The organism is Rufibacter radiotolerans (assembly GCF_001078055.1).
Lineage (GTDB): Bacteria > Bacteroidota > Bacteroidia > Cytophagales > Hymenobacteraceae > Nibribacter > Nibribacter radiotolerans.
In genome coordinates this window covers 1638665-1665318 of sequence record NZ_CP010777.1, presented here as the reverse complement: position 1 = coordinate 1665318, position 26654 = coordinate 1638665, and the positions used below count along the sequence as shown (strand labels likewise).

The following is a 26654-nucleotide window of genomic DNA, read 5'->3' as shown; positions in this document are numbered from 1 at the left end:
TGCGTTAGAAGCATCATGGTTTTCATGGAGGTAATGCCTTTAGAAAAGTGAAGACTTTTCCCGGAGAACATGAATCTTATTTTTGAATAACTACCTTTACATCCTATCAACCACATAAACACACACCAAATGAAAATCGAAGAGAACAAAGTAGTGTCGCTCACCTACGAGCTACGCGTTACCGACGAAGAAGGCGAAGCAACCCTGGTAGAGACCGCTGACGAAGAAAACCCAATGGTCTTTTTGTTTGGTGTGAGCGGCCTCCCTGAAAAATTTGAAGAAGAACTGGAAGGAAAATCAGCGGGCGAATCTTTTAAATTCACCGTTTCTGCCGAAGACGGCTACGGCGATTTAGACGAGTCTGCCATTGTACCGGTGCCTAAAAACGTATTTGAGGTAGACGGCAAAATTGACGAGGAAATGGTGCAGGTAGGCAATTACATTCCTATGTCTGACAATGAAGGCAACCACATGCAGGGTCGCATTGTAGGCGTTGAGCCAGACCACGTGCTCATGGACTTCAACCACCCACTAGCCGGAATGGACATGCACTTTGAAGGCAAGATTGTAAGCGTTCGCGAAGCCACCCAGGAAGAAATTTCCCACGGCCACGTACACGGCGAAGGCGGACACCATCATTAATTAAGAATTAGGAATTAAGAATAGCTGCTAAGAATTAGGAATTAAGAATAGCTGCACCCCAAACCTCTTTTCTGATTCCTGGATTCTATAAAAGTAAAACAGAGAAGCCATTCCTACTGGAATGGCTTCTCTGTTTTAGGCCTGTTTTTGTGAAAACAAGCCTAAAACAGCCGGGTTATTTCTTATGGTGAACAACGTTGCTACTTTACCTTCAAAAAGTAGAAGTTGTCCCAGTTCTTTATTTAAGATAATCGGGTCTTTCTAAGGCAATGATCCTAAGTACTCCCTTCGAAATAAAATTTTTAATTCTTAATTAAAACGATTTGTTCTTCCACGTAGGCCTGCAGCTCAGGGAAGAAACGGTCAAATTCCTGTTGGTAAAAATCATAGTTAAGGGTTAGCTCCTGCCCGGCGTGTTCCATGCCAGAGTCAAAAGTGGTGCGGGTACTCAGGCCGTGCAGGGCCCGGGAAATTCCTTCTACCTGGGCGTAGGAGACCAGCCAATTATGCTTGACCATATACGGAAAGAAATGCTGCACCCGGTCTGGCAGAAGTCCTGGGTAGCTTTGGATATGCGCGTAGGAATGGGCGGCAAATACCTCCAATGACTGCTCGCTGAACGTTGAGAAGCCCTTGGCCAGAAAATGGTCATAATACACGTCAGCCACTACCCCGGCATACTTCCGGAACTTCGGCCGGAGCCGGGCTTTGGTCTCCGCCACCACCGGGTGCACATCCGTGAACGCATCAATAAGCCGGTGCAGTTTGATTCCTTGCTGCACCCGTTCGGGGTACAGCAGGATTTGGGCACCCCGTACGCTATCTGCTATAAAATTGCCCAGCCGGAGGTCAGCATCATTGCCAGACAAAAATAAATGGGCTAAGTAATTCATGGGACAGATTCTTAAAACCAAATGTACGCAATCTGGTTAAGGAGGTAGGCTTACGGCAGAAAAGGAACTTTCCCCCACCCTGCCCGTATCTTTTTCAAGGCAAATACCACATTAAAAACTATGGAAAACAATCAGAAAAATACCTCAGGCGATTTGAACGCGTTTATAGAAAAAATCAAAGACATTAACACCTGCATGCTCAGCACCGTGGAGCCCGACGGAACCATCCGCTCGCGCCCAATGCGCCACATGAAGGTAGACCAGGACGGGATTATCTGGTTTTTCACCGGTTATCAGTCACACAAAACCGATGAGATCCAGAACGACAGCCACGTTAACCTGAGTTATTCCAAGCCAGATGACAACCTGTACGTATCGGTGTCGGGCCATGCAAAGGTGTACCGTGATCAGCAAAAAATAGATGAGCTCTGGAACCCCGCTATGAAAGCCTGGTTCCCAGAAGGCAAAGAAGACCCGAACATAGGGATTCTGAAAGTAACCATTGACCAGGCCGAGTATTGGGATTCACCTAACAGCGCCGTGGTACACTTGTACGGCATGGTGAAGGCTGCGCTTACCGGAGAGCCCGCCCGCCCCGGCGACAATAAAAAGATCAACTTATAAAAACAGAAAGAGGGAGTCTAGGCTCCCTCTTTTTTTTGCCAAAGCAGCCATTTTCACCCTTTCCGTTTTTTGGCTACTTTTAAGAAAACAGCGCTAAAACACCCTTCTATCAGTGAAGCACCAAACACCCGTCACCCCGGCCCATACCACCCTTTCCTTGTTCGGCATAAAACCTGGCCACTGCCGGTGGGGCCTGGCGCAAATGGGCACTTCGGTGAGGCCTTTGCAGAAAGTTGACGGCCTGAAATTCTTCAAGCTCCTGGGGAGCGGCCAAGGCCGAGGCTTCAGCCTGAAACCCAACTGGTACCGCTATGGCCTGATGGCCACCTGGGAAAGCCCTCAAGCTGCCCACGCTTTCTTCCAAAATCACCCCTTGTTGGACGAATACCGCCAGCACACCTTTGAACAGTACACGCTTCATTTACAACCCTTGCAGGCCCATGGGCTCTGGAGCGGGCAAAACCCATTCACCACAGAAACCAACGCCGCGTCTACTTCCGGCCCCATAGCCGTCCTCACCCGCGCCTCCATTCGGGTCACCAAAGCCTATGATTTCTGGAAAAACGTCCCCGCCGCCAGCGCCGGCTTGTACCACGCCGAAGGGCTTCTGGCCTCCATCGGGCTCGGCGAAGCCCCCATTGTCCGTCAAGCTACCTTCAGCCTTTGGCAGGACGAAGCCAGCATGAAAGCCTACGCCTACCGGCAGGCCTCCCACCGCGAAGTCATCAAACGCACCCGCTCCCACGGCTGGTACTCTGAAGAAATGTTCGCCCGGTTTACGCCTCTTCACAGCGAAGGCACCTGGAACGGCGCTGATCCATTGGCGGGGTTGCTATAGGAGGGATTGAAAGATTTCTGGTTTAGGCCTGTTTTGGGGAAAACAGGCTGGAAACGGAATTAATCTGCTCGAGTGGTCATCCCCCTACCCCCTTCAAAGGGGGACGAAATGCGTGGTTGGCTTTCTTTCATGGCGCGGATTTACTTCCGTGCCTTTTGGTTTTAAATGGCTCCTCCATGCGTGCCCTCCTGTGTAAACACCCCTCTGCGCTCCCCTCAAGGGGAGAGTCTGCGTTTAGTGGAGGTTGTAGCGTTTTGAGCCTGTTTTTAGCAAAACGTGCCCAAAACATAAAACCCTCATTCGCAGGCATTCCTCGATTCCAGTCTTTACTCCGAGCGCCTCGCTTGTGGCCCTGTGATAACTTTAGCTAAGAGTTATAAGCAAAGATAGGCTGCAAGGGCAGTGCGAGGGGGAAAGACAGGGCCCCGCGGCCGTGAGCGCTCGGAGGGAAACTATGCAACAACCCAAGCATAAGGACTCAGGCAAGAACGGTCACCACGCCAGCAAAAGCCAACTGCCTTCACAAAAGCAATTTTAATAGCCCTATTAAATACCCTTCCCTTTCCCCCACTATCCAGAACGTTAATAAGCCTAAAGAGAAATTCCTTACTTTTGCAGCTAGCCTTACCGGCAATTAAAACTAAGAACCAAAACGGGCGACCACCGCCTACAACCATACCACACCATGTCTGAGTACGACTACCGAACCATTGAGCAGAAGTGGCAGCGCTTCTGGAGCGAGAACAAAACCTTCAAGACCGAGATAGACCACAGCAAGCCGAAGTTCTATTCTCTAGACATGTTCCCGTACCCATCCGGGGCCGGGCTACACGTAGGTCACCCGCTTGGGTACATTGCCTCAGACATTGTGAGCCGGTACAAGCGCCTGAAAGGGTTCAATGTGCTCCACCCCATGGGTTTCGACTCCTTTGGGTTGCCTGCCGAGCAATACGCCATCCAGACGGGGCAACACCCTGCTATTACCACCAAGCAGAACATTGAGCGCTACATTGAGCAACTGAACAACCTCGGCTTTTCCTTCGACTGGGACCGCGAGGTGCGTACCTCTGACCCAGACTATTACAAGTGGACCCAGTGGATTTTCATGCAGCTTTTCAACAGCTGGTATAACAATGATTCTGACAAAGCCGAGCCGATTGAAAGCCTGGTGGGGGAATTTTCCATGCGCGGCAATACAAAGGTAAATGCCGCCTGCGACGAAGACACCCCGCACGTGACCGCAGACGCCTGGGCACGGTTGAACGAGAAAGAGCAGCAGGACCTGTTATTGAAATATAGACTCACCTTCTTGTCAGAAGCCGTGGTGAACTGGTGCCCGGCCCTGGGAACCGTGTTGGCCAATGATGAGGTGAAGGAAGGCGTTTCAGAGCGCGGTGGTTATCCGGTGGAGCGCAAGCTCATGAAGCAGTGGATGATGCGCATCACGGCCTACGCTGAGCGCCTGTTGCAAGGCTTGGAGACTATTGACTGGCCGGAGCCGGTGAAAGAGATGCAACGCAACTGGATCGGGAAATCAATTGGCGCCGAGCTCCGGTTCCAGGTAGAAGGCCACGAGCATAAGCATATAACGGTTTTCACTACTCGCATTGACACCATCTTCGGGGCCAGCTTTGTGGTGCTGGCGCCAGAGCATGAGTTTGTGTCGGAGATTACCTCGCCGGAGCAACGCACCGAGGTAGAGGAATACGTGGCCTGGGCCAAAAACCGCTCAGAGCGCGACCGCATGTCTGACGTGAAAAGCGTGACTGGTACCTTCACCGGTGCCTACGCTATCAACCCAATCTCCGGAGAGAGAATACCTGTTTGGATAGCAGACTATGTTCTAGCCGGTTATGGCACCGGTGCCGTGATGGCCGTGCCTGGCCATGATACCCGTGATTACGCTTTCGCGAAGAAATTCAACCTTCCCATCCCGGAAGTAGTGGCCGGTGGGGACTTGAGCAAAGAAGCCTTCTCTGCTAAGGAGGGGAAAATCATAAACTCCGGTTTCTTGAACGGGCTGGATGTGAAAGACGCTATAAAAGCCGGGATCAAACGTGCCGAGGAATTAGGTGTAGGCAAAGCCCGCATTAATTACCGCATGCGCGATGCCGTGTTTGGCCGTCAGCGGTATTGGGGTGAGCCCGTGCCGGTGTTCTACAACGACGATATCCCGGCATTGCTGGAAGAAAGCGAGTTGCCACTGGTGTTGCCAGAGGTAGACGCTTATTTGCCCACTGAGACGGGTGAACCGCCTTTGGGCCGTGCGCAAGGCTGGAAATACCGCGGCGAATTCGAGTATGAGCTAAGCACTATGCCAGGTTGGGCAGGTTCCAGCTGGTACTGGTACCGCTATATGGACCCTAAAAATGACGACGCCTTTGCGAGTAAGGAAGCCATTGATTACTGGCAGAACGTGGACCTTTATATTGGTGGTTCAGAGCACGCTACAGGTCACCTCCTCTACTCCCGCTTCTGGAACAAATTCCTGTTTGACCTGGGCCTGGTGAACCAGGAAGAGCCTTTCAAAAAGCTCATCAACCAGGGCATGATCCAGGGACGGTCTAACTTTGTGTACCGTATCAAAGACACCAACACCTTTGTGTCTCATGGCCTCAAGCAGGACCATGACGTAACGGCCTTGCACGTGGACGTAAATATCGTGGAGAATGACATACTAGACTTAGAGAAATTCAAAGCCTGGCGCCCAGATTTCGCGGAGGCTAATTTCCTATTGGAAGATGGCAAGTACATGGTGGGTGTGGAAATTGAGAAGATGTCCAAATCCAAGCACAATGTGGTGAACCCAGACGTGCTGGTGGAGGAGTACGGCGCCGATACCCTGCGCATGTATGAGATGTTCCTGGGCCCATTGGAGCAGTTCAAGCCCTGGAACACCAACGGAATGGACGGCGTTTACAAATTCCTGCGCCGGTTCTGGAAACTCTTCACCGATGAGCTAGGCAATTGGGCCGTAACAGACGAGCAGCCTACCCCGGCAGAGTTGAAGGCCTTGCACAAAACCATCAAAAAGGTGGAGGAAGACATTGAGCGCTTCTCCTTCGGGACCAGCGTGAGCCAGTTTATGATCTGCGTAAATGAATTGAGCGCCCTGAAAACGAAGAAACGTGCCATCCTGGAGCCTTTGACCATTACCCTGGCCCCTTACGCCCCGCACATAGCGGAGGAACTGTGGAGCCAGTTAGGTCATGCAGGAAGCATCACCTATGCTACCTTCCCAGAGTGGAAAGAAGAATACCTGACTGAAAGCACTTTTGATTACCCAATCTCCGTGAACGGGAAAGTGAAGACCAAACTTACCTTCAACCTCAAAACCTCTAAGGAGGAAGTAGAGAAAGAAGTGCTGGCCTCTGAGCAGGTACAGAAACTACTGGAAGGAAAACCCGTGAAAAAGGTGATTGTGGTACCTGGTAAGATTGTGAACGTAGTAGTGTAGCGTTTTAAGCCTGTTTTTGGTAAAACAGGCCCAAAACAGATTTAAAAGAGGAGCCCGGGCCAATTGACCCGGGCTCCTCTTTTATTAGGTGATAAAATGTAGTTATTCATTTCCCTAATTAGGGCAAAACAAAAAGGCCACCTAACAACAAAAGTGGAAACTTCCCTTCGGCTATAGCCCGAACTCTTCCCTTACCTTTTTAGGAAGCCCTTTCACCACCAGATCATACGAATGATCTATTAATTTAGGCAGCATCCCCGGCGGAAGAAAAGCCTCCGGTAACACCGTATTCCAGTGCTTTTTATTCATGTGGTAGCCTGGTTGAATGGCCGGATATTGTTCCCTTAACTCTACCGCCCATTCGGGGTCACATTTCAGGGCCAGGCCGGCCTCGTAGTCAGACATACTGCAGAGGGCAAACATTTTGCCGGCCACTTTATAGACCAAGGTATCTTGGTCAAAAGGCAGGGTTTCCTCTACGTGCGGCTTAGCCAGGCAATACTCTCTGAATTCTTCAATGTTCATAGCCGCCCAAGGTAAATAAAAAGAGCCACCAGCCCAAGAATGGCAGGTGGCTCTTTTATATCTAGCTAATTCTTACCCCGTTAATTCGTCATCCATTTAAAAACCAGGTAGATAAAGCCTACCAGGAACATGAGCATAGACACCTTGTTGATGGTATGCATGGTGCGCAGGTTGAAGTTGGTTTTACGATTGGGGTCCTTCTTTCTAAAGAAATAGGTAGCCACCTCTGAGAAATCAAATAAGCCTTTCATAGAAAAATATCTTGCGTGAAATGAGCGTCTGTTATTCTGTAAACACCTGGCCAGCAGGAATGATTTAAGGAAGTTACAAATTTATCTTTATTCTTCCACCCCTATCGGCTCCAGCCAGTTGCCGTCTTCCTTGATCAGTTCTATCAATTCATCTACAGCGCGTTCCTCGGGTACAGATTTCTTGATCACCTGTTGGCCCCGGTAAAGGGCAATCTTCCCTTTGCCCACGCCCACGTAACCGTAATCGGCATCGGCCATCTCGCCGGGCCCGTTCACAATACAGCCCATGATGCCAATCTTTACCCCTTTGAGGTGGTCAGTGCGTTTTCTGATCATGGCGGTGGTTTCCTGTAGGTCAAACAGGGTACGGCCGCAGCTGGGGCAACTGATGTACTCGGTTTTGCTCATGCGGGTACGGGCAGCCTGTAGAATCCCAAAGGCCAGTTTGTTCAGACCTTCCAGGGTATAGCCCCACTCCTCTTTGGAGCGGTAACTCAGGTCCTGGGTACTGAGCATGACGCCATCCCCCATGCCGTCTATCAATAGCCCGCCTACATCGGTGGCAGCGTAAAGCTGCACGTGCTCATCGGTGAGGTCTTCATAGGAACGCTTAATGATCACCGGCACTGGTTGGTGCTGGTTCATGAGCCGGATAAACGCTTTGCGTTGCTCGGGCATAGCGGCCTCGTTTTCTGTTTCCAGAATCAGGACCACGTCTGGACGGTTGTGCAGGGTCTCAATGAAATCCTGGGTCAATTGGCCCAAAGACACCTGCACAAAGTTGAGCTGTGCGTGCCAGGTATCAGCAGTCTCAAACTGAGCAGCGGTGTATAATGGGTAACGGTCCTCGCGTTGTTCGGCTTCCAGCCAAGCCGTGTAATCCAGAATCTCCTTCAGACCGTTAGGCAGCATAAACGGAATGGGCGCGCTGCCGGTGTACACGTAGTCTGCCCCCTGGTCGCTCATATGGAATTTATCCAGAGACGGCGAATAGATATGGCCTACCGGCCGAAGGTCTTCAAAGGTAATTTCCTCCAGGCGGCTCAGGTCAGCCACCACGCGGGGCACGTTATGGCCACCCAGGTTCAGCACCTCTCGGGTTTCGCGACGGTGGTACTGGAACGGGTTGTAAGGCAGTTGGCAGATGGGTTTGATGGGCGTATGGCCGGCGCGGGTGGCGTAACGGTCAATCAGCATTTTGGCCACGGGGGCTTCCAGCTCAGGTGCTTCGGTAAGCGACACGCGAACAGTGTCACCTAATCCATCTTCCAGCAGGGTGCCAATCCCCACGGCAGATTTCACGCGCCCGTCCTCACCTTCGCCGGCTTCGGTCACGCCCAAATGCAATGGATACGGTTGCAACCCTTCTTCATCCAATTTCTGCACCAGCATCCGGTAGGCCTGCACCATTACCTGGGTGTTGCTGGCCTTCATGGAAAGCACCACATCATAGTAGTTCAGGTCTTCGCAAATACGCAGGAACTCCAGGGCGCTTTCCACCATGCCCAGCGGCGTATCGCCGTAGCGGCTCAGGATACGGTCAGACAAGGAGCCGTGGTTAGTGCCAATGCGCATGGCGGTGCCGTACTCTTTGCAGATGTTCACTAGCGGGGTAAAGCGCTCGCGAATACGGTCCAGCTCGGCTTGGTAGGTGGCATCTGTGTATTCAATTACCTGGAATTTCTTTTTATCGGCGTAGTTACCCGGGTTCACGCGCACTTTCTCCACCAGGCGGGCGGCCAGTTCGGCGGCGTTAGGGGTGAAGTGGATATCCGCAATAAGCGGAACCGTGTAGCCGCGCGCGCGGAGTTCTTTCTTGATCACGCCCAGGTTCTCGGCCTCTTTCACGCTGGGTGCGGTAATGCGCACGTACTCGCACCCGGCCTCCACCATTCTAATGACCTGCTCCACCGAACCTAAGGTATCCATGGTGTCCACGGTGGTCATGGACTGTACCCGAATGGGGTTGTTTCCGCCCATGGCCAGATCGCCAATCTTCACCTCACGGGTAAGACGGCGGGTATAATCCGTTAAGCTGGGGCAATACAAACCACCGAGGGAGCAAGTTTCAAGATTCATGGGAAAAGACGTTTCCATAGTACGTTAACCATTGGCCAAATCAGAATGTTCAGCACCGGAAACGCAAAAGTACTACCTTTTTCTTAGTCCTTCTGCTTTGACCGCTTTGTAGCCAAATATTGGGGCTTTATTGGCTAAGGTCCTTTTACAAACCAGCAAGATAGGGCTAATGAAAAGCAATGAGCATAGAGAAAAGAAAAAGCCCCTCTGCTTCCCTTAATCAGCTTCAATAGTGATTTGTGAAAAGGTTTTTTATGTAAACCAGACAACACCTCTTGTCTGGGCAGCGTACTACTTAAGCTAACTATACACTGTTATGTCAATACTGTTCTTATCCCAAAGCCAACGTCAGGCAGCTGCTTTGCTCCGGAAAGCAGGATTGAGCCAACTTCCTATAGCTGCCACCATCCAGCTCACCCGTGAGACTGCAGAGAACTGGCTGCACCAGGAAATGGAGCAAGGCAACCTGCCGCTCATCTTCCAGATGGTGAAGGGCGACTGCCTTGAAAAAGACTCTCGCTTGCTGTTTGATGAATTAAAGGATTTGGTAGTGGCCAGGTACATCATGCGCCTGCAACTGGAGTATGACCTTGCCTCTCAAACCGCCACCGTGCTCCTGCCCTTCATCCTGAAAAGGATGGTGGAGCTCATGCAAAAAAACCCGCAGTTTAAGATGTGGTGGGACAACGTGGACCTGAGAAAACATCTGCCTTCCCGGGAAGGGCTCAAAACAAGGTTCAGGAACATGGGAAACTCCTGGCAAGGTTCCTCTTCTGAGAATGGTGCCTTTGCCTAAGATAGTTCTGAGCCTCTTTTAAGCCTGTTTTGGCTAAAACAAGCTTAAAACAGATTCCATAGAAAAAACTCAGTCTTACGGAAGGTTATTCTTCTTCTGGACCTCTCAACAGCATGGGGTCTTCCGTAGACGCATTGGCCTCTCCCTGTTCCTTCAGGCGCTCCAGCCGGTCGGCAATACGGTCACGGACCCGGTGGTCTTTCAGGTTGGTCTGCTGGTCTAAGTCCAGTTCTAAGGGGTTTACCTGCTTGGCTAGTTCCTGCAGTTGAAAAACGTAGGTATCAATGCGGTTAATGGCTTCTGACACGAATTCAGGGGCGTGGCCGGTTTCCTCTGAGAGACCGGCTTTTACCTCTTCGGCCCTTCTTATTTCCCCATGAACCAGCTGGGCTAGATCGCCTTGCATTTGTTGTTCATGCTCAAATCGTTTCTTGAAGGCAGGGAAGTCAAACTCCATAATCAGGTTAATTTAAAGATACATTGCCTTTGCGTTACGCCTATTAAAGAGAGAAGTTCCTGCGTTTGGCCACCAACAATTACCAGTATAATTCGTAGCCTAAAGAAACCACCTAACTACTTTTGGGTATGCCCCTTCCCTTTCTTCAACGTAGCCACGTATATGCCGCCCACCTGCTGCACAAGGCAGGCCTAACAGTAAGCCAGATTCCGCAGGCAGTGAAGATTGCCCGCGAGACGGTGGAGCTTTGGCTGCAAAAGGAAATGGAGAGTGGAAATGCCCAACAGGCCATGCTGGTGCTGAAAGGCCATATTCAGGAGAAAGGCCCACAATTGCTACTGGACAGGCTCAAAGGAATGCTGCTGGTAAAACTGATGCTGCACCTGGGCATACGCGGCGCGCTGGCCTCCAATATTGTTTCTCTTATCCTGCCGTTCGTGCTGAAGCGGGTGTATGACCTGGCCCGGCAAAACCCCAGAATGCAGGCCTGGTGGCAGGAGCAGGAATGGCGCGAGCGAATACCAACCGTAGACCATATCAAAACCAGAATCAGGGACGCCGGGAAAAAGCTTTATCCCCAAAAGCCTGATCCAGCCAATGACGCGCCCCTTTTTATTTAGCCGGCGGATACTGGCAAAAAAGAAATCCCTCTGTTATACCCCTATTTTTCCCACCCCAGGGGTATAACATGTTTTACAAAAAAAAGCCTCTGCCGTAGCAGAGGCTTTTTTTATAAAGTGGTACTAAGGATGATTAATGACGGAACATCATCTCACGGTATTTCACCAGTGGCCATTGCTCATCGTCTACAATCAGTTCCAGTTTGTCTACGCTTCTCCGGATGGTGTCAAAGAAACTCAACACTTCCTCGGTGTACATGATGGCGCGCTCTCTAGTGTCCTCAATTTTGTTGGCCACCTTCCGCTTCTCAATCATGGCATCTACGTTGGTCTGGATAGTAGCCAGGTGACGCGAAATGTTTTTGATGGTCTCTAAGGTAGTGACGGTGAACTCATCGTCCTTCAAGCCAATCTCGCGCATGCCTCTTATGTTCTCCACCAATTTAGTCTGGTAGGCTACCGCCGTAGGAATGATGTGGTTCATGGCCAGGTCACCCATTACGCGGGCCTCAATCTGCACCCGCTTGATGTAGTCTTCCAGCAGAATATCATGACGGGCATGTAACTCCCGCACGCTAAAGATGTTATGTTTGGTAAAGATGCCTTCGGCAACTTCATCCACCAACTTATCCAGGGCCTGAGGGGTCTTGCGGATGTTGCTTAAGCCACGGGTCTCTGCCTCGTCTTCCCATTCTTTGGAATATCCGTTGCCTTCAAAACGAATGGCTTTGGAAGAGATCACGTACTCGCGCAACACGTCAATAATGGCCACTTCTTTCTTCTTGCCTTTATTGATCATCTCATCCACGCTGTTTTTGAACTCAATGAGCTGGTCAGCTACAATAGCGTTTAACGTAGTCATGGAATTGGCGCAGTTGGCAGAAGAACCTACCGCCCTGAACTCAAACTTGTTACCGGTGAAGGCAAACGGTGAGGTACGGTTACGGTCTGTGTTGTCCAAAAGAATCTCCGGGATCTTGTCAATGCCCAGTTTCAGGTACACGTTATCGCCTTTGTCTAAAGGCAACTTGGCGGTACGCTCCAACTCGTCCAGAACCTCAGTCAACTTTTTACCCACGAACACCGACATGATAGCCGGCGGTGCTTCATTGGCGCCCAAACGGTGATCATTGCTGGCCGAGGCGATGCTGGCGCGCAAAAGGTCTGCGTAGCGGTGCACGGCTTTTACCGTGGTAATGAAGAAGGTAAGGAACTGCAGGTTTTCTTTTGGCCTGCGGCCTGGGGCCAGCAGGTTCACCCCTGTGTCTGTACTTAGTGCCCAGTTGTTGTGCTTGCCGCTTCCGTTCACGCCTTTGAAGGGCTTCTCATGCAGCAACACCTTAAAGTTATGGTTCTCGGCTACACGGTCTAAAATATCCATTAACAGCTGGTTATGGTCAATGGCCAGGTTTGCCTCTTCAAAGGTAGGGGCGCACTCAAACTGGTTAGGCGCTACCTCATTGTGGCGGGTACGCAAAGGAATTCCCAGTTTATGGGCCTCGGCTTCAAAGTCAATCATGAAAGCGTGCACCCTTGATGGGATGGCGCCAAAGTAATGGTCTTCCAGCTGCTGGCCTTTGGCAGGCTCATGCCCGAACACGGTGCGTCCGGTCATTACCAGGTCAGGGCGGGCGTCATATAACGCGCGGTCCACCAGAAAGTACTCCTGTTCCACACCCAAGGTGGTGGTTACTCTGGTCACGTCTTTATCAAAATACTGGCAAACATCCAGGGCGGCTTTCTCTACCAGGTCAAGGCTCTTCAAAAGAGGCGCTTTAAAATCTAGGGCCTCACCGGTGTAAGACACAAAGATGGTAGGAATACAAAGCGTCTTGGCGCCGGCGTTCTCAATGATGAAGGCAGGAGATGTTGGGTCCCAGGCGGTATACCCGCGGGCCTCAAAGGTATTTCTGATACCCCCGTTAGGGAAAGAAGAGGCATCTGGCTCCTGTTGGACTAGGGCATTGCCTTTAAAGCTTTCAATGGCGCGACCGTCTGAGCTAAGGTCAAAGAAGGAGTCGTGTTTCTCGGCGGTCTCGCCGGTGAGGGGTTGGAACCAGTGGGTATAATGGGTTGCCCCTTTGCCCATGGCCCAGGTTTTCATGGCACCAGCCACGGCGTCAGCAAGGGTACGGTCTACCTTGCTTCCGTTTTTTACGGCATGCTGCAGACGCTTGAAATAATCACCGGACAAAGTAGAACGCATGGCCTCCAGACCGAACACGTTACAACCATAATAATCAGAGATTTTGTCAGAAGGTAGCTTCACCTCTACTGGCTTGCGTTGGCTTACCAACTCAAGTGCTCTAAAACGAAGAATGGCCATGAAGTATGAGATTTTTGTTAATCAGTGCCCAAATGTACTACAAGAAAAACTACTATCAAGAGGAAGACCCTATTTTTTTAACCCTTTTTCTAAAAACACCTATCAAATTATCAAAAACCACCCTTATCCTTGAAGGCCTAATTCAAACCTAACAGTTGTTTTTCTTAAACACCCCTTCCAATTACAGGTTACTTAGTGTTAGAACCTGGTTTTTGCAGAACATCCAATTGCGGTATATTTGCCAGGTGAAACGACTTTTGTTAAGATCCTTCAGCTATTTCCTTTTCTGGACGCTGTTTTTTATTCTATGCCGGGCTTTTTTCTTGGCCTACCAGGGAGATAAGGCAGCCACGTTAACTTTTGATGAGCTGATAAGGGTGTTCTGGTATGGCCTGCGCATGGATTTTTCCTTTGCCGCCTACCTCAGCATTATTCCCTTTCTGCTGTTCCTGAATGAAACCGCCTTCCGGAAGCCCCTCTTTTTAAAAATCATAACCGGATATACCTATGTCTTATTGGTACTAATAGTATTACTGGTTACCGGGGACCTGGAACTGTATTCTGCCTGGGGCTTTAGGTTGGACTCTACTCCGCTGCAGTACCTGAACACTCCCGCTGAGATGCTGGCTTCCACGGCTTCTGCACCGGTGTGGCTGTTGGCATTGCTGTTTTTTGCTTTGCTGGCGACTGGCGTTTTTGGGTTTAAGCTCATCAAAAGCAAATGGAAACCAGCCGAAAAGATTAAACGCAAGCACCTGGCCGCCGAGCTTCTTTTGAGTCTGTTTTTGTTAGCGTTGCTGGTTTTACCTATCAGGGGTGGCTGGCAGCAGATACCCTTGAACCAGAGTGACGTGTACTTTTCGCATAAGATCTTCGCCAACCACGCTGGAGTAAACATTCCCTGGAACGTGATGCACTCAGTCCTCAAGAAGAACCATAATACCAAAAACCCTTACCTGTATCTGGAAGATGCGCAGGCCCAGGCGCTGGTGCAGGAATTGTATAAACCCAAAAGCGATTCAGTGCCCTCTCTATTAAGAGTGAAAAGACCCAATATCCTGTTCATTATTCTGGAAAGCTACACTGCCAAATTGGTTGGAAGTTTGGGCGGAACCCCAGGCGTAACCCCCAATTTTGATGCCCTGGCAAAGAAGGGAGTGCTTTTCCAGAACATCTATGCGGCCGGTGACCGAAGCGAGAAAGGAATGGTGGCCTTGCTGAGCGGTTACCCCGTGCAGACCACTACATCCATTATTAAAACCCCCAAGAAAACGGAGCGCCTGCCCCAGTTGGCGGCTGAACTGAAAAAAGAAGGCTACCAGACCAGTTACTACTATGGCGGAGAACTGGCCTTTGCCAACATTAAGTCGTATTTGATCAATGGCCAATATGACCGATTGCTGGAGAAAAAGGACTTCCCTAGCAAGAACTACAACTCCAAATGGGGCGTGCATGACCATATTTTATTTGACAAAGTTCTAGCCGACCATCAGAACCCCAAGCAACCATTCTTCACCACCATTTTCACCCTCAGCAGCCATGAGCCCTATGATGTTCCCATCCCGGCCAAGTTCCCGGGAACAGATGAGGTGACGCAATTCCAGAACTCCTTTTATTACACAGACTGGGCCCTGGGGAAATTCATAGCGGTCGCCGAGAAGCAGCCCTGGTGGAAAAATACGCTGGTGGTATTGGTGGCAGACCACGGCCACCCCTTCCCGACCCGCGACCAAAATGATGCCCCCAGCAAATTCCGGATTCCGTTGCTGCTGGCCGGCGGGGCGCTGGCGGTTCAGGACACCATTATTACCACTATTGGGTCCCAAACCGATTTAGTGCCCACGCTATTGCAACAAATGGGCCTGCCCTCCTATCAGTTTGCCTGGAGCAAAAACCTATTGGACACCAAGGCTACGCCCTTCGCTTTCTATGTCTTCAATGATGGATTTGGTATGGTGACAGCCCAGGGTACGGTGACTTTTGACAATGTGGCCAAACGGCCTATTCACAGAGATACTGCCGTCACCCAAAAACAAATAGACCAAGGGAAAGCCTACATGCAAACCAGCTTCGGGGATTTCCTGAAGAAGTAGTTGTCAGTTTTTAGTTGTTTTGATAAAAATGGCTCTAAAACGTCATGAGCAGACTAAAGACAATGTCGGCTCTTATGGTAGGCCTTTTCTTTAGGAAAGATGGTATTCGAAAACGAACGTAAAACAAGACTTAACCTTGTTGGTGTTTTAGCATGTTTTCCTGAAAACAGCCCCAAAACGCACCTATCTCCTAACAACTAACAACTGCTAACTACCAACTATTTCCCGTTTCTCCGTACCTTTGTGCCTTGATTATGAAAAAGGTAGCATTTTATACATTAGGCTGTAAACTCAATTTCTCTGAGACGTCTACCCTGGGTAGAATCTTCACGGAGCGTGGTTTTGAGAAAGTAGAGTTCACAGACACTCCCGATATCTACGTCATCAATACCTGCTCTGTCACCGACAACGCAGATAAGAAATGCCGCAAGGTGGTAAAGGAAGCGCTGAAGCATTCACCAAATGCCTTTATTACCGTGGTGGGTTGCTATGCCCAGCTAAAACCGAAAGCAATTTCTGAAATACCCGGTGTAGACGCCGTTTTAGGCGCTGCTGAAAAATTCCAATTAGTTGATATTCTGTCCACTTTTGATAAGAAAGATGCACCTCAGGTTCATGCCAGCCCGGTGTCTGAGGCTAACACGTTTGTGAATGCCTACTCCTTCGGGGACCGTACCCGTACGTTTTTGAAGGTTCAGGACGGCTGTGATTACTCTTGCACCTTCTGCACCATTCCGCAGGCCCGCGGCAAGAGCCGAAGCAACACCATTGAGAAAGTAATGGCCGAGGCCATCAACATTGGAAACTCCGGCGTAAAGGAGATTGTGCTCACCGGCGTGAACACCGGTGATTTTGGTTTACAGGACGGCGAACGCAAGGAGAATTTCTTCCAGCTGGTACAGGAACTAGACAAGGTGGAGAATGTAAGCCGGTTCAGGATTTCCTCTATTGAGCCTAATCTGTTAAGTGAGGAAATCATCCAATTTGTGGCTAGCTCCCAGCGATTTATGCCACACTTTCACGTGCCATTGCAGTCAGGTAGCAACAAGATCCTGAAGCTTATGCGCCGCCGTTACCTGCGCGAACTCTATGCGCAGCGCGTGGACTGGATTAAAACGGCTATGCCGCATGCCTGCATTGGTGTGGACGTAATTGTAGGGTTCCCGGGTGAGACCGAAGAAGATTTCCTGGAGACCTATAATTTCCTGAATAACCTGAATGTAAGCTACCTGCACGTGTTCCCGTACTCTGAACGGGCGAATACTTCTGCTACTGAACTGCCAGGTGTGGTTCCTCAGAAAACAAGAAACCAGCGTGCTGACATGCTTCGCATTCTCTCTGAAAAGAAAAAGCGCGCCTTCTATGAAAGCCAGATCGGTTATGAAGGAAAAGTCTTGTTTGAAGCCGATATCACCGATGGTTATATGGAAGGCTTCACCGAAAACTATGTGCGCGTGGTCGCCAAATATGACCCGGTACTGGTGAACGAGCAGAAGCACGTCCGCCTGACCAATATCACTCCGGCCGGCTTAATGGAGGCCGAAGAAACCTACCACGAACTGTTAGCGCATTAAGCCTAACTAAATTTTGCAGATTACTCTACAAGAAAAGCCCTACCGTAACGTCTTCGTTTTGGTTGGGCTTTTCTCTTTAGGTGCTGGCCTATAGAAAAGCCGGCCTACTTCTTGCGTAATATATGCCCTCTACTCTTCCTGGGGTTCCACAGCCAAAAGTGCCGCTTGGTTACGGGCCATTTTCTGGGCCAGAATGCTCGCGGAGATTAATTGCAGGGCATGGTACAGCATCAGGGGCAACAGCACAATTCCCACGAGGTTGGCGTCCGGAAAAAGCACTTTAGACATGACGGTGCCATGGACCAGGGACTTTTTGGAGCCGCAGAAAACGGCCGTGATGCGGTCTTCGCGGTTAAAGTTAAGGAAGGTGCTCAGTAGAAAGATCAGGCCCAGCACAAAGAAAAACAGGGCTACCATGGAAACCCCTAAGACCAACAAACTTGCCCAGCTATACCCTCTGAACATTTCCCGGGCAAATGACTCACAGAAAGAGGTGTAGACAATAAGTAGGATAATGGCCTGGTCCAGCAACCGCAGCCGAGCTTTGTGCTTTTCAGCGAAGGCGCCAAACCGCTTGTGCAGTAGAATACCCAAGGTTACCGGCAACAGCACCTGCACCATCAGTTTGCCTATTACCGTGCCCAAATCCATCTCATGCGCGGCGGTGGTTTCCATGAAAACAGTCATCCAGAGGGGTGTCATGAAAACACCTACTAGGCTGGAGATACTGGCGTTGAAGATAGCCGCCGGAATATTGCCCCCCGCAATAGAGACCATGACCACCGAGGAAGAGACCGTGGACGGCAAGGCCGCCAGGTACAAAGCCCCCAGCCAAAGCAGTTCCTGGTCAGGGGTTCCTAAAACCTTTTTCGCGGCCCACACCAAAAGCGGGAACAAGAGAAAGGTGCTTAGCTGCACCACCAGGTGAAGCCGCCAACTGCTCAACCCCACCCTCAGTTTCTCTGGGCTCAGGCGTAGGCCATAGAAAAAGAAAATAAGCCCCACCCCGTAGCTGGCCATATCCACTAACAGCAAAGGCCCATCTTCCTTCCCAAACGCCGGGTACAGATAGGCCAGCAGGATGATGGTCAGTAAGGCCAGTAAGAACCCGTCCAGGCCTAATTTCTTAAGGAAACCTGTCAGGCTTTGGCGAGTGCTTTTAGGCGTATGGGAAAGCGGTTGGTCTATGGCCATAAAGAAGGCAGGGTTCTAATTGCGCAATCCCTGCCTACGGACAAAGATGGAAGCTTTGTTACCTGTCACCAAAATTTCCCCTGGAAAAACCTGAAAAATGGGCCTCTGCGGGAAGAAAGTTTTACCATAAACCAACCGCCAAAATTTCTCCCTTTTCTGTTTTGGGCCTGTTTTCTGAAAAACAGGCCCAAAACGTACCTGCTACTCTTAAAGCAGAAGTCTAGTCTAAGGTAACTTCCTGAATTGCTTTGCAACGCATTTTCTTCCCTGCAATGACCCCTTGATTTCAAATTGTTCTTAATCGGACAATCGCTGTCCGGACGTGAACACCATACTTTGGTTGCCTGACTGGTTAAGCACTGTCTTTCAGCAATTTACAATTCAGCATCCTCTTTGGCAAACAAATTGACTTCTTCTCTGCCAAATCCCAGTTTGAGCATCATAAAGTGGAAAGCCAATAAAAACTAAAAAATTTAACAAATCCCCAAGCAACCATCTTATTCCGGCCGTCATCTATGGGGTAAGAACGTCGCGAAGTTCAGAGTACCTGAGTCTATTCCTTATCACCCTTACAGCTTACCCATTTCTATGAAAAAACTTCTTCGCTTTCTTTTAAGTACGCTCCTCTGCCTCACTACGCTTCTTTCCCAAGCCCAGTCAACCAGCGCCCTCACCGGTATTATCAAAGATGAAAAAGGAGAATCTCTTAGCTATGGCACGGTCACTCTGGTAAATGAAACAGACGGTTCCATTGCCAACGGCGCGGGCGTAGAAGTGAACGGCACCTTTAAAATGCCAACTCCGGCCCAGGGTACTTACCGCCTAAAAATCAGCGCCATGGGCTATGCGGAGGTCACTACTTCCCCTTTCACCGTTTCAGGGGCCGGGTTTTCCAAAGACTTTGGCACCGTAACCTTAAAAACAGACGCCACCCAGTTACAGGAAGTAACCGTTGAAGCTATGCGCCCCACCATTGTGAACCACCCAGATAAAATGGTGGTGAGCGTGGAAGGCACGGCCATGGCGGCCGGCAGTACGGCGCTCGAAGTGCTGGCCAAATCGCCGGGGGTATGGGTAGACCAGGACGGTAATATCCAACTCAACGGCAAGGCCGGCGTGAAAGTGATGATAGACGGCAAGCTTTCTTACCTCTCAGGCAAGCAACTGCAAACCATGCTGCAGAGCATGCCCGCCGAAAACCTGAAAGACCTGGAGATCATCAACAACCCCTCCGCCAAGTATGACGCCGAAGGCAACGCCGGCATCATCAACATCAACCTCAAGAAGAACACCCAGGCGGGCATGAACGGCAACGTGTATTCGGGGTACCAGTATAACGGGGAGCATGGGTACTCTGCGGGCGCCAACCTCAATTACAAAACCGGCCAGTGGAACTCCTCTGCCAACCTGGACATGGGCCGCTGGATTAATTTACGCACCAACACCATGGACCGGCTTTTCAATACACAGGAAGGCAGCACCCGCTTTGCCCAATCGGGCCGCGAGACCGGCATCCGGACCACCCCTTCTCTCCGGCTAGCCACTGACTATGACCTCAATGACAAGCATAGCCTGGGGGCTTCGGCTAAAATTAACGCGCAAGACTGGGATAACCTGTACACCACCCACACGCGTCTGTTCAAGCCTGTTTCTGCGGAAGATGAAAACATAACGGCCCGGAACACCATAGACGGCAAATACCTCAATGCTACGCTTAACGGGCATTATATCTATAAGCTAGATACCCTGGGCAGTACCTTCTCCACAGACCTGGATTATGTACGCATCAAGGATGATGACCAGGCCAGGTTCACCAACACTTATGCTTACCCCAACAACGGCCAGCCTACCAAAGATGAATTCCTGGGCAGCAAAAACCCCACCCAATACTTCATTTATGCAGCCAAGGCCGATTTCACCAGGAAGTTCCTGAACAAGAGCAAACTGGAAGCTGGCCTCAAGGCTAGTTATGTCAAATCTGACAATGAGCTGCAATTCTTCTCCCTGGAAGGGAACCGCCAGATCAATGACCCCGCCCGCAGCAACCACTTTATCTACAAAGAGAATATTTACGCCGGGTACCTTAACTACAGCCTGAACCTGGGCACCAAATGGAGCGTGCAGGCAGGGCTTCGGGCCGAGCAGACCCACTCCAAAGGCTACTCGGTGACCTTAGACAAAACCACGCCCCGAGATTACCTGGACTTCTTCCCCAGCCTGTTTGTGCAGCAGAAGGTGAGCGACAACTACCAGCTTACCTATAACTACAGCCGCCGGGTCAACCGCCCTAATTACGGTTCGCTTAACCCGTTTATCTTCTACCTTGATCCTCTGACCTGGGCCCAGGGGAACCCTTACCTGCGGCCTATGTACGCCAACTCCTTCCAGGTCACCCAAACCTGGAAAAGCGCCTACATCTTGACGCTGGGGTATTCCAAAACCACCGATTTTATTGGCGAGATACCCGTGCAGAAAAACGAGGACAACACCACCGTCTTCGGGCCCAGGAACGTGGATGACTTTTACAGCTACTTCAGCACCCTGGTGGCCCCGGTGAAAGTTTCCAACAAATGGGACATCAACAACACGGTCAATGCCGGCTATCAGAAATTTTCCATCCTATTGAATGAGGTTAGACAGGAAAACACGCAGTTCTATTATAGCCTTAACTCCAACCACAACATCCAGCTCCCTAAGAAAATCAAGCTGGAGCTGAACGCGGGTTTCCAGAGCCCGAAGGCCTACGGCCTATATATAATAGAGCAGAACTGGTGGCTGGACGCCGGGCTGAAGCGCTCCTTCCTGAAAGACCAATTGGAAACCTCCCTGTCGGTGACCGATATCTTCAGGACCAGAAAGGTGGTGGGTTCAGCAAACCTGGGGGAAAACATCAATGCCTTTGACCAGTACTTTGGGGCCCAGAGCGTGAAGATCAATTTCAGGTACCGGTTCAACAAGGGTGAGAACTTTGAAATGAAACGCCGCAACACCAGCCTGGAAGAAATGAACCGGGCCGGCGGCAACTAATCTTCTGTTTCCTGTTTTGGGCCAGTTTTTCTGAAAACAGGCCTAAAACAGGAAACAGAAGATTTTTATCTAATCCAGCGCAGAACCTTAAAACAAACCAAAAATGCCTTGCCAGCCCACCTCCTACCCGCCGTGAAAAAATATTTTAGTTAAAATGAAACAGTACCTTGCTTTGCATAGTACCTTATAATATATTTGTTCCATCATAAGAGGTTAATCACTCTCCAAACCATTACCGCTATGGAAAACACAACCCTCCTTCAACTAATTATCCAAGTTTTATGCCTGGTGGGCTCCTTTATGATAGTGGTGTTTGCCTATGTGGCCCTGACTACCAAAAAGAAGGCTGTAGGCCCAGGAAAGGCGTTTTTAACAACTGGTCCTTCCACCTTTTAGAAGCTGAGGCTTTTTTTTTTGAGGGTGTACCTTGCATTACATAGTACTATAACCATTACACAACCACACAACTTACTACAATGAAAAATCTGTACAACTTCCTGTTATTGCTGGCCGCCCTGGCTTTCCTGACCCAGGCCGCCTTAGCCCAAACTCCCGGTTCCCTGACCGGATTGGTGGTAGATGAAAAAGGTCAGCCTATGAGCTACGGCACCGTTGCGCTAATGAAAGCCTCAGACGCCACCCTGCTCACCGGCACAGCCATTGACCTGGAAGGCAAGTTCTCTTTGAAAGCCCCTGCCTCCGGTAAATACTTCCTCCGGGTTTCCGCTATGAGCTACGCCAACCAGGACCTGCCCGCCTTTGAGGTAACCGCTTCCCCGTTTTCGCGTGATTTCGGAAAAGTAGCTCTGAAACAGGATGCCAAGGTGTTAAAGGAAGTGACCGTGCATAACCTTCGCCCCAGCGTAGATGTGCAAGCAGATAAGATGGTGGTGAGCGTGGAGGGCACGGCCATGGCCGCCGGAAACACCGCCTATGACGTGCTGGCCAAATCGCCGGGCGTATGGGTAGACCAGGATGGCAATATCCAGCTGAACGGCAAGCAGGGCGTGAAAGTGATGGTAGACGGAAAACTCACCTACCTGGACGGCAAACAACTGCAGACCATGCTCCAAGGCATGCCCGCCGATAACCTCAAGAACCTGGAGATTATCGCCAACCCATCGGCTAAGTTCGACGCCGAAGGAACCGCCGGCATCATCAACATCAACCTGAAGAAAAACACCTTGACCGGCCTGAACGGCAGCGTGTACGGCGGCTATTCCTACAACTCTAAAAGCGGGGCTAACGGCGGCGTGAACCTTAACCTGAAACAAGGCAAATGGAACTCCTTCGGGACCATTGACCTGGCCCAGCGGCCCAGAAAAAGAACCTTCAGCATGGACCGCACCTTCACCCGCGAGGGCCAGAACGCTACCTTGACCCAGTCCGGGAAAGAAGAAGGCGAATCCTTCTCTCCTTCCGCCCGCTTCGGGACAGATTATGACCTGAATAAAAACCACAGCGTGGGCGCCACCGTCAGCCTGAACCAATCCCGCAGCAACTCCGGCGTCAACACTACTTCTACCTTATTTGACCCTAGAGAAACCGGCGCTATTTTTAACCAGACCGGCACCCATAACAAAGGAAAATTCAGCAACGTGACGCTCAACGCGCATTATGTTGGAAAACTGGACACCCTGGGCAGCACCCTGTCCGGAGACGTGGATGTAGCCAGAATCACGGAAGACAACTTCAGTGACTTCCTGAATGACAAGACCTTTTTATCCGGCAAAGCCGCTGAGCAGGAATACTTTGAGAATGAAAACCCAACCTCTTACCAGATCTACGCCGCGAAGGTAGATTACAGCCGGCCCTTTCCCTCTATCAAAGGAAAGCTGGAACTGGGGGCCAAAGCCAGCTACGTGGAGTCTGACAACCAGATTGACTTTTACATCTTTGAAAACGGCCGTAAAGTACGGGACACCAAACGCGCCGCTGACCACTTCATCTATGATGAAAATATTTATGCCGCCTATTCCAATTTCAGCGCCAGCCTAAGCCCTAAATTCACCTTGCAGGCCGGTCTTAGAGCAGAGTACACAGACTCCAAAGGAAACTCAATCCCAAACCAGAAAGTGACGCCCCGCTCCTATTTAGACTTCTTCCCCAGCGTGTTTGTGCAGCAAAAGGTCTCTGATAATTACACCGTGGGCTACAACTACAGCCGCCGCATTTACCGGCCCCGCTACAGCAACCTCAACCCGTTCCGGTTCTACATTGACGCCAACACCTACGCTGAAGGGAACCCGTACCTGAAACCGGAATACACCCAATCCTTCCAGGTAACCCAGACCTTCAAGAAGAACTACAATCTGATCTTGGGCTACGCTTACACCAAAGATGATATCTCTGAAGTGCCCAGCTTCTATCCGGAGGAAAACAAGATGATTTTCAAGCAAAGCAACGTGGAGAGCGAAGTGATCAACGCCACCGCCGTGGTACCGGTCACCATTACCTCTAAATGGAACATGAACAACAACGTAACGGTGGCCCGCCAAAGCTATACCACTCTGGTGTTAGACGGAAGCAAAATCCAGAACGCCCAGACCATGTTGTCTGCCCAAATCAATAACAACATCCTGCTGCCCAAAAACTTTAAACTGGAAGTAAACGGCACCTACCGGAGCAAAGGGGTCTTCAACGTCTATACCACCAAGGCAGCCGGTTGGGTAGATGTGGCCGTGAAACGCTCCTTCCTGAGTGACAAACTGGAGGCTAACCTGGCCGTGACTGACATCTTCCGGTCTAACAAGATGCAGGGAACCTCAGCGGTGAACGGCAACCAGAACGTGATTGACATGTACAATTATGGCCGCGGCGTGCGGGTGAACCTGCGGTACCGCTTTAACAAAGGCGAGAAATTTGAAGTGAAGAAACGAAGCAACAGCCTGGACGAACTGAACCGCGCCGGCGGGAATTAATTCCCCCCTGAAACTTTCCAAATCCATGGCTTCCAAATTATTTTCTTAAATTGAAGCCCTATTGGTACATCTGAGGCAGAGAAGACCAACTTCCCTGCCTCAGATTCTTCATTTTTTATTTAACGATTGACTGTGAACCTATCTAAAAATCTCCTTTTGCTGGCCTTGGTGTCCGCTTCTTTTGCCGCCTGTAAAAACGACCAGGCCTCTTCCACTACTAAAACGGCTACTACCGCCACTACCGCCACTGACAGCACCGCCTCAGAGGCAGACGAGGCACCCGTAGTTGTGGCCGCGCCTGAAATTGTGTACATCAACTCAGACACGCTTTTGAGCAACTACCAGTATTTCAAAGACGTGCGCGCCAGATTGGAAGCCAAAGGCAAAAGAATGGAAACCGATCTTCGTACAAAAGCCAGCAGCTTTCAGAAGGAAGTGGAACAATACAGACAAACCGGCGCCGGCATGACCCAGGAGCAACGTGCTTCTACGGAGCAACGCCTGGCTCAGAAAGAGCAGCAGATTGCTGCCCAACAGCAAGCCTCAGGTTCTCAGCTGGCCAAAGACGAGAATGATGAGATGAAGAAGATCTATGACAAAGTAGCTGACTACCTGAAGAAACTCAGCAAGGAGAAAGGCTATAAAATGGTCTTGACTTACAGCCGCGGCAACAGTGCCATCCTTTACGGAGATTCCTCTTTGGATATTACCACAGAAGCCTTGAGCGGTTTGAACGAGGAATACAAAGCCACTAAGAAGAAATAGGCTTTCCCTATTTATCTTATAACAGAAGAAGCCCGGCAACTAGCCGGGCTTCTTCTGTTATAGACCTTTCACCACAGCTTTTTCCTGATATCTGCCAATGACACACCCGTTTCACGCGCATGAAATGGGTGTTTGCTTCTGCCTACCACCTGCCCGCCATAAATGCCGGTATGCCCGGAAAACAGGTACGCCACCACGCAAGCCAGGCCGGCATAGATCCCCACTTCGGCGCCAAACAGTTCCATGGCCATTAAGGTGCAGGCCAAAGGCGTGTTCGCAGCCCCCGAGAAGACCGCCACAAACCCCATGGCCGCCAAAACCTCTAAGGGCAAGGGTACCCACGGAAACAAGGCATTGCCCAGCGTGGCCCCAATGAAAAACAAGGGCGTTACCTCTCCCCCTTTAAAACCGCAGCCTAAGGTCAGAGCCGTAAGGGCTAACTTGAGCAGGAAATCATACCTGGGCAACGGGGCCTGGAACGACTCCACAATAGTAGGTATGCCCAAGCCTATGTATTTGGTGGTGCCCAAAAGGTAAATGATCACCGCCAGCACAGCCCCGCCTACTACCGGCCGCAAGGGCGGGTAACCAATGTATTTTTTGAAAAAAGAACCTGCCAGGTGGGTAGCGTGGGAGAAAAGCCGGGCGGTCAAAGCAAAAGCGATTCCAGCGGCCTGGGCGGCCCCAAAAGTAGATATGGATAGCGCTGGGACTTCCACCAACGGGTAGGCGGTGTGGCCCACACCCCAGGCGGTGGTCACGGCATCTGCCACCACGGCCGCCAGGAAACTGGGCAAAAGGGCATTGTAGCGTAACTGCCCCAATAGAAACACCTCCAGGCCAAAAACTGCCCCGGCCAGTGGCGTACCAAACGCCGAGGCAAAGCCGGCACTCACCCCGCAGATAAGGAGAAGTTTCCGGTCGCGGGGCTTAAACCGGAAGAGAGGCGTTAACTGGTCTGCCAGGGAGCCGCCCATCTGTACGGCGGTTCCCTCGCGCCCGGCAGAGCCGCCCACTAAGTGCGTGAGCACGGTAGCTAGCAATACCAAAGGCACCATCCGGAAAGGGATTCTTTTTTTAGCCGGGGTATGGATCGCTTCCAGCAGCAGGTTATTGCCCCCTTCCACTTCCCGGCCCCACTGGTGGTAGGCCCAGCCAATGATCAACCCGCCCACGGGCAATAAGGCAATTACCCACAGGTTTTGCTCCCGGTAGTTGGTGGCCAGGTCCAATAACACCAGAAACAAGGCAGACGCGCTACCCGCCAATACCCCTACCAAAGAGGCTAAAAAGACCCAGCGGACTAAAAAAGTAAAGTTCAGGAGGAGGTGCGGATAGGTTTTGGCCCGAAGAAAAGACCCGCGAAAGAAAGAATTGAAACTAGGCATACCCCTGATTTGATTCCATAATCAACCTGGGCGCAGGAACCTCCGGCACCCATGTAGGAGTCATCAGCCTTTGCAAAGAGGCGGTTGAATTGGTGGTACCCCATCACCCGGGCCAAATGTAGCCGTTCACCTGCATTTTCACAAGTGCCCCTAAATGCGTTTTGAGCCTGTTATCAGGAAAACA

General features: G+C 50.7%; 19 protein-coding genes and 1 riboswitch. Of the genes, 11 read left to right on the top strand and 8 right to left on the bottom strand.

Annotation, left to right across the window (positions count from 1 at the left end; translation table 11 throughout):
- Positions 1 to 129: 129 nt before the first annotated feature.
- Positions 130 to 642: an FKBP-type peptidyl-prolyl cis-trans isomerase gene (locus TH63_RS06935; protein WP_048920310.1), complete on the top strand. Its 513-nt coding sequence runs from the start codon at positions 130 to 132 to the stop codon at positions 640 to 642.
- Between the two features lie 302 nt (positions 643 to 944).
- On the opposite strand, the gene TH63_RS06930 is transcribed toward TH63_RS06935, so the two are convergent.
- Positions 945 to 1535 (bottom strand): acyl carrier protein phosphodiesterase, encoded by a 591-nt coding sequence (locus tag TH63_RS06930; RefSeq protein ID WP_048920309.1) that lies wholly within the window; start codon positions 1533 to 1535, stop codon positions 945 to 947.
- Positions 1536 to 1655: 120 nt separating this feature from the next.
- On the opposite strand from TH63_RS06930, the gene TH63_RS06925 reads away from it, so the two are divergent.
- The 3 genes from TH63_RS06925 to leuS all read left to right on the top strand — a co-directional run bounded on the left by TH63_RS06925 (position 1656) and on the right by leuS (position 6454).
- On the top strand, positions 1656 to 2159 hold the full coding sequence (locus TH63_RS06925; protein WP_048920308.1) for a pyridoxamine 5'-phosphate oxidase family protein: 504 nt from the start codon (positions 1656 to 1658) through the stop codon (positions 2157 to 2159).
- Positions 2160 to 2271: 112 nt separating this feature from the next.
- Entirely contained in the window at positions 2272 to 2997 is a 726-nt protein-coding gene (locus TH63_RS06920; protein WP_082161582.1) for a spheroidene monooxygenase, read from the top strand.
- A gap of 685 nt (positions 2998 to 3682) precedes the next feature.
- Positions 3683 to 6454, top strand: coding sequence for a leucine--tRNA ligase (gene leuS, locus TH63_RS06915; RefSeq protein WP_048920307.1), 2772 nt, complete (start codon positions 3683 to 3685; stop codon positions 6452 to 6454).
- A 171-nt stretch (positions 6455 to 6625) separates the two neighbouring features.
- On the opposite strand, the gene TH63_RS06910 is transcribed toward leuS, so the two are convergent.
- The 3 genes from TH63_RS06910 to ispG form a co-directional block, all read right to left on the bottom strand.
- Positions 6626 to 6979 carry an MmcQ/YjbR family DNA-binding protein gene (locus TH63_RS06910; RefSeq protein ID WP_048920306.1) on the bottom strand — a complete coding sequence of 118 codons (354 nt, stop codon included), beginning with the start codon at positions 6977 to 6979 and terminating at the stop codon, positions 6626 to 6628.
- 80 nt (positions 6980 to 7059) lie between these two features.
- A complete protein-coding gene (locus tag TH63_RS20510; protein WP_197088651.1) occupies positions 7060 to 7230 on the bottom strand; it encodes a DUF6728 family protein in 171 nt (56 codons plus the stop codon).
- 87 nt (positions 7231 to 7317) lie between these two features.
- Positions 7318 to 9309, bottom strand: a complete 1992-nt coding sequence (ispG, locus tag TH63_RS06905) for a (E)-4-hydroxy-3-methylbut-2-enyl-diphosphate synthase (RefSeq protein ID WP_048920305.1) — start codon at positions 9307 to 9309, stop codon at positions 7318 to 7320.
- Positions 9310 to 9625: 316 nt separating this feature from the next.
- On the opposite strand from ispG, the gene TH63_RS06900 reads away from it, so the two are divergent.
- Complete coding sequence (locus TH63_RS06900) at positions 9626 to 10105, top strand: hypothetical protein (protein WP_156180451.1); 480 nt, start codon at positions 9626 to 9628, stop codon at positions 10103 to 10105.
- An 85-nt stretch (positions 10106 to 10190) separates the two neighbouring features.
- Here TH63_RS06900 and TH63_RS06895 read toward each other — a convergent pair whose 3' ends face one another.
- Complete coding sequence (locus tag TH63_RS06895; protein WP_048920303.1) at positions 10191 to 10562, bottom strand: hypothetical protein; 372 nt, start codon at positions 10560 to 10562, stop codon at positions 10191 to 10193.
- Positions 10563 to 10690: 128 nt separating this feature from the next.
- Here TH63_RS06895 and TH63_RS06890 point away from each other — a divergent pair, with 128 nt between their 5' ends.
- A complete protein-coding gene (locus TH63_RS06890; protein WP_048920302.1) occupies positions 10691 to 11182 on the top strand; it encodes a hypothetical protein in 492 nt (163 codons plus the stop codon).
- Positions 11183 to 11315: 133 nt separating this feature from the next.
- Here the strand turns inward: TH63_RS06890 and TH63_RS06885 are convergent, their stop codons facing one another.
- Complete coding sequence (locus tag TH63_RS06885; protein WP_048920301.1) at positions 11316 to 13508, bottom strand: glutamine synthetase III family protein; 2193 nt, start codon at positions 13506 to 13508, stop codon at positions 11316 to 11318.
- A 323-nt stretch (positions 13509 to 13831) separates the two neighbouring features.
- Here TH63_RS06885 and TH63_RS06880 point away from each other — a divergent pair, with 323 nt between their 5' ends.
- Positions 13832 to 15601, top strand: coding sequence for an LTA synthase family protein (locus TH63_RS06880; protein WP_197088650.1), 1770 nt, complete (start codon positions 13832 to 13834; stop codon positions 15599 to 15601).
- Positions 15602 to 15855: 254 nt separating this feature from the next.
- Entirely contained in the window at positions 15856 to 17175 is a 1320-nt protein-coding gene (gene mtaB / locus TH63_RS06875) for a tRNA (N(6)-L-threonylcarbamoyladenosine(37)-C(2))-methylthiotransferase MtaB (RefSeq protein ID WP_048920299.1), read from the top strand.
- A gap of 129 nt (positions 17176 to 17304) precedes the next feature.
- On the opposite strand, the gene TH63_RS06870 is transcribed toward mtaB, so the two are convergent.
- Entirely contained in the window at positions 17305 to 18369 is a 1065-nt protein-coding gene (locus TH63_RS06870) for a bile acid:sodium symporter family protein (RefSeq protein WP_082161580.1), read from the bottom strand.
- 588 nt (positions 18370 to 18957) lie between these two features.
- Here TH63_RS06870 and TH63_RS06860 point away from each other — a divergent pair.
- From TH63_RS06860 to TH63_RS06850, 3 genes are all read left to right on the top strand, one after another.
- On the top strand, positions 18958 to 21396 hold the full coding sequence (locus TH63_RS06860; protein ID WP_048920297.1) for a TonB-dependent receptor domain-containing protein: 2439 nt from the start codon (positions 18958 to 18960) through the stop codon (positions 21394 to 21396).
- A gap of 476 nt (positions 21397 to 21872) precedes the next feature.
- A complete protein-coding gene (locus tag TH63_RS06855) occupies positions 21873 to 24317 on the top strand; it encodes an outer membrane beta-barrel protein (protein WP_048920296.1) in 2445 nt (814 codons plus the stop codon).
- A gap of 132 nt (positions 24318 to 24449) precedes the next feature.
- A complete protein-coding gene (locus tag TH63_RS06850; protein WP_231583561.1) occupies positions 24450 to 25082 on the top strand; it encodes an OmpH family outer membrane protein in 633 nt (210 codons plus the stop codon).
- A gap of 68 nt (positions 25083 to 25150) precedes the next feature.
- On the opposite strand, the gene TH63_RS06845 is transcribed toward TH63_RS06850, so the two are convergent.
- A complete protein-coding gene (locus tag TH63_RS06845) occupies positions 25151 to 26470 on the bottom strand; it encodes a voltage-gated chloride channel family protein (protein ID WP_082161579.1) in 1320 nt (439 codons plus the stop codon).
- A gap of 47 nt (positions 26471 to 26517) precedes the next feature.
- A riboswitch (Fluoride riboswitch) is annotated at positions 26518 to 26587 on the bottom strand.
- Positions 26588 to 26654: the final 67 nt, after the last annotated feature.

Excerpts from the sequence above, each read along its gene's own strand:
- TH63_RS06935 (WP_048920310.1), top strand. The coding sequence starts at position 130 with ATGAAAATCGAAGAGAACAAAGTAGTGTCGCTCACCTACGAGCTACGC.
- TH63_RS06930 (WP_048920309.1), bottom strand. The coding sequence starts at position 1,535 with ATGAATTACTTAGCCCATTTATTTTTGTCTGGCAATGATGCTGACCTC.
- TH63_RS06925 (WP_048920308.1), top strand. The coding sequence starts at position 1,656 with ATGGAAAACAATCAGAAAAATACCTCAGGCGATTTGAACGCGTTTATA.
- leuS (WP_048920307.1), top strand. The coding sequence starts at position 3,683 with ATGTCTGAGTACGACTACCGAACCATTGAGCAGAAGTGGCAGCGCTTC.
- TH63_RS06910 (WP_048920306.1), bottom strand. The coding sequence starts at position 6,979 with ATGAACATTGAAGAATTCAGAGAGTATTGCCTGGCTAAGCCGCACGTA.
- TH63_RS20510 (WP_197088651.1), bottom strand. The coding sequence starts at position 7,230 with ATGAAAGGCTTATTTGATTTCTCAGAGGTGGCTACCTATTTCTTTAGA.
- ispG (WP_048920305.1), bottom strand. The coding sequence starts at position 9,309 with ATGAATCTTGAAACTTGCTCCCTCGGTGGTTTGTATTGCCCCAGCTTA.
- TH63_RS06900 (WP_156180451.1), top strand. The coding sequence starts at position 9,626 with ATGTCAATACTGTTCTTATCCCAAAGCCAACGTCAGGCAGCTGCTTTG.
- TH63_RS06895 (WP_048920303.1), bottom strand. The coding sequence starts at position 10,562 with ATGGAGTTTGACTTCCCTGCCTTCAAGAAACGATTTGAGCATGAACAA.
- TH63_RS06890 (WP_048920302.1), top strand. The coding sequence starts at position 10,691 with ATGCCCCTTCCCTTTCTTCAACGTAGCCACGTATATGCCGCCCACCTG.
- TH63_RS06885 (WP_048920301.1), bottom strand. The coding sequence starts at position 13,508 with ATGGCCATTCTTCGTTTTAGAGCACTTGAGTTGGTAAGCCAACGCAAG.
- mtaB (WP_048920299.1), top strand. The coding sequence starts at position 15,856 with ATGAAAAAGGTAGCATTTTATACATTAGGCTGTAAACTCAATTTCTCT.
- TH63_RS06870 (WP_082161580.1), bottom strand. The coding sequence starts at position 18,369 with ATGGCCATAGACCAACCGCTTTCCCATACGCCTAAAAGCACTCGCCAA.
- TH63_RS06860 (WP_048920297.1), top strand. The coding sequence starts at position 18,958 with ATGAAAAAACTTCTTCGCTTTCTTTTAAGTACGCTCCTCTGCCTCACT.
- TH63_RS06855 (WP_048920296.1), top strand. The coding sequence starts at position 21,873 with ATGAAAAATCTGTACAACTTCCTGTTATTGCTGGCCGCCCTGGCTTTC.
- TH63_RS06845 (WP_082161579.1), bottom strand. The coding sequence starts at position 26,470 with ATGCCTAGTTTCAATTCTTTCTTTCGCGGGTCTTTTCTTCGGGCCAAA.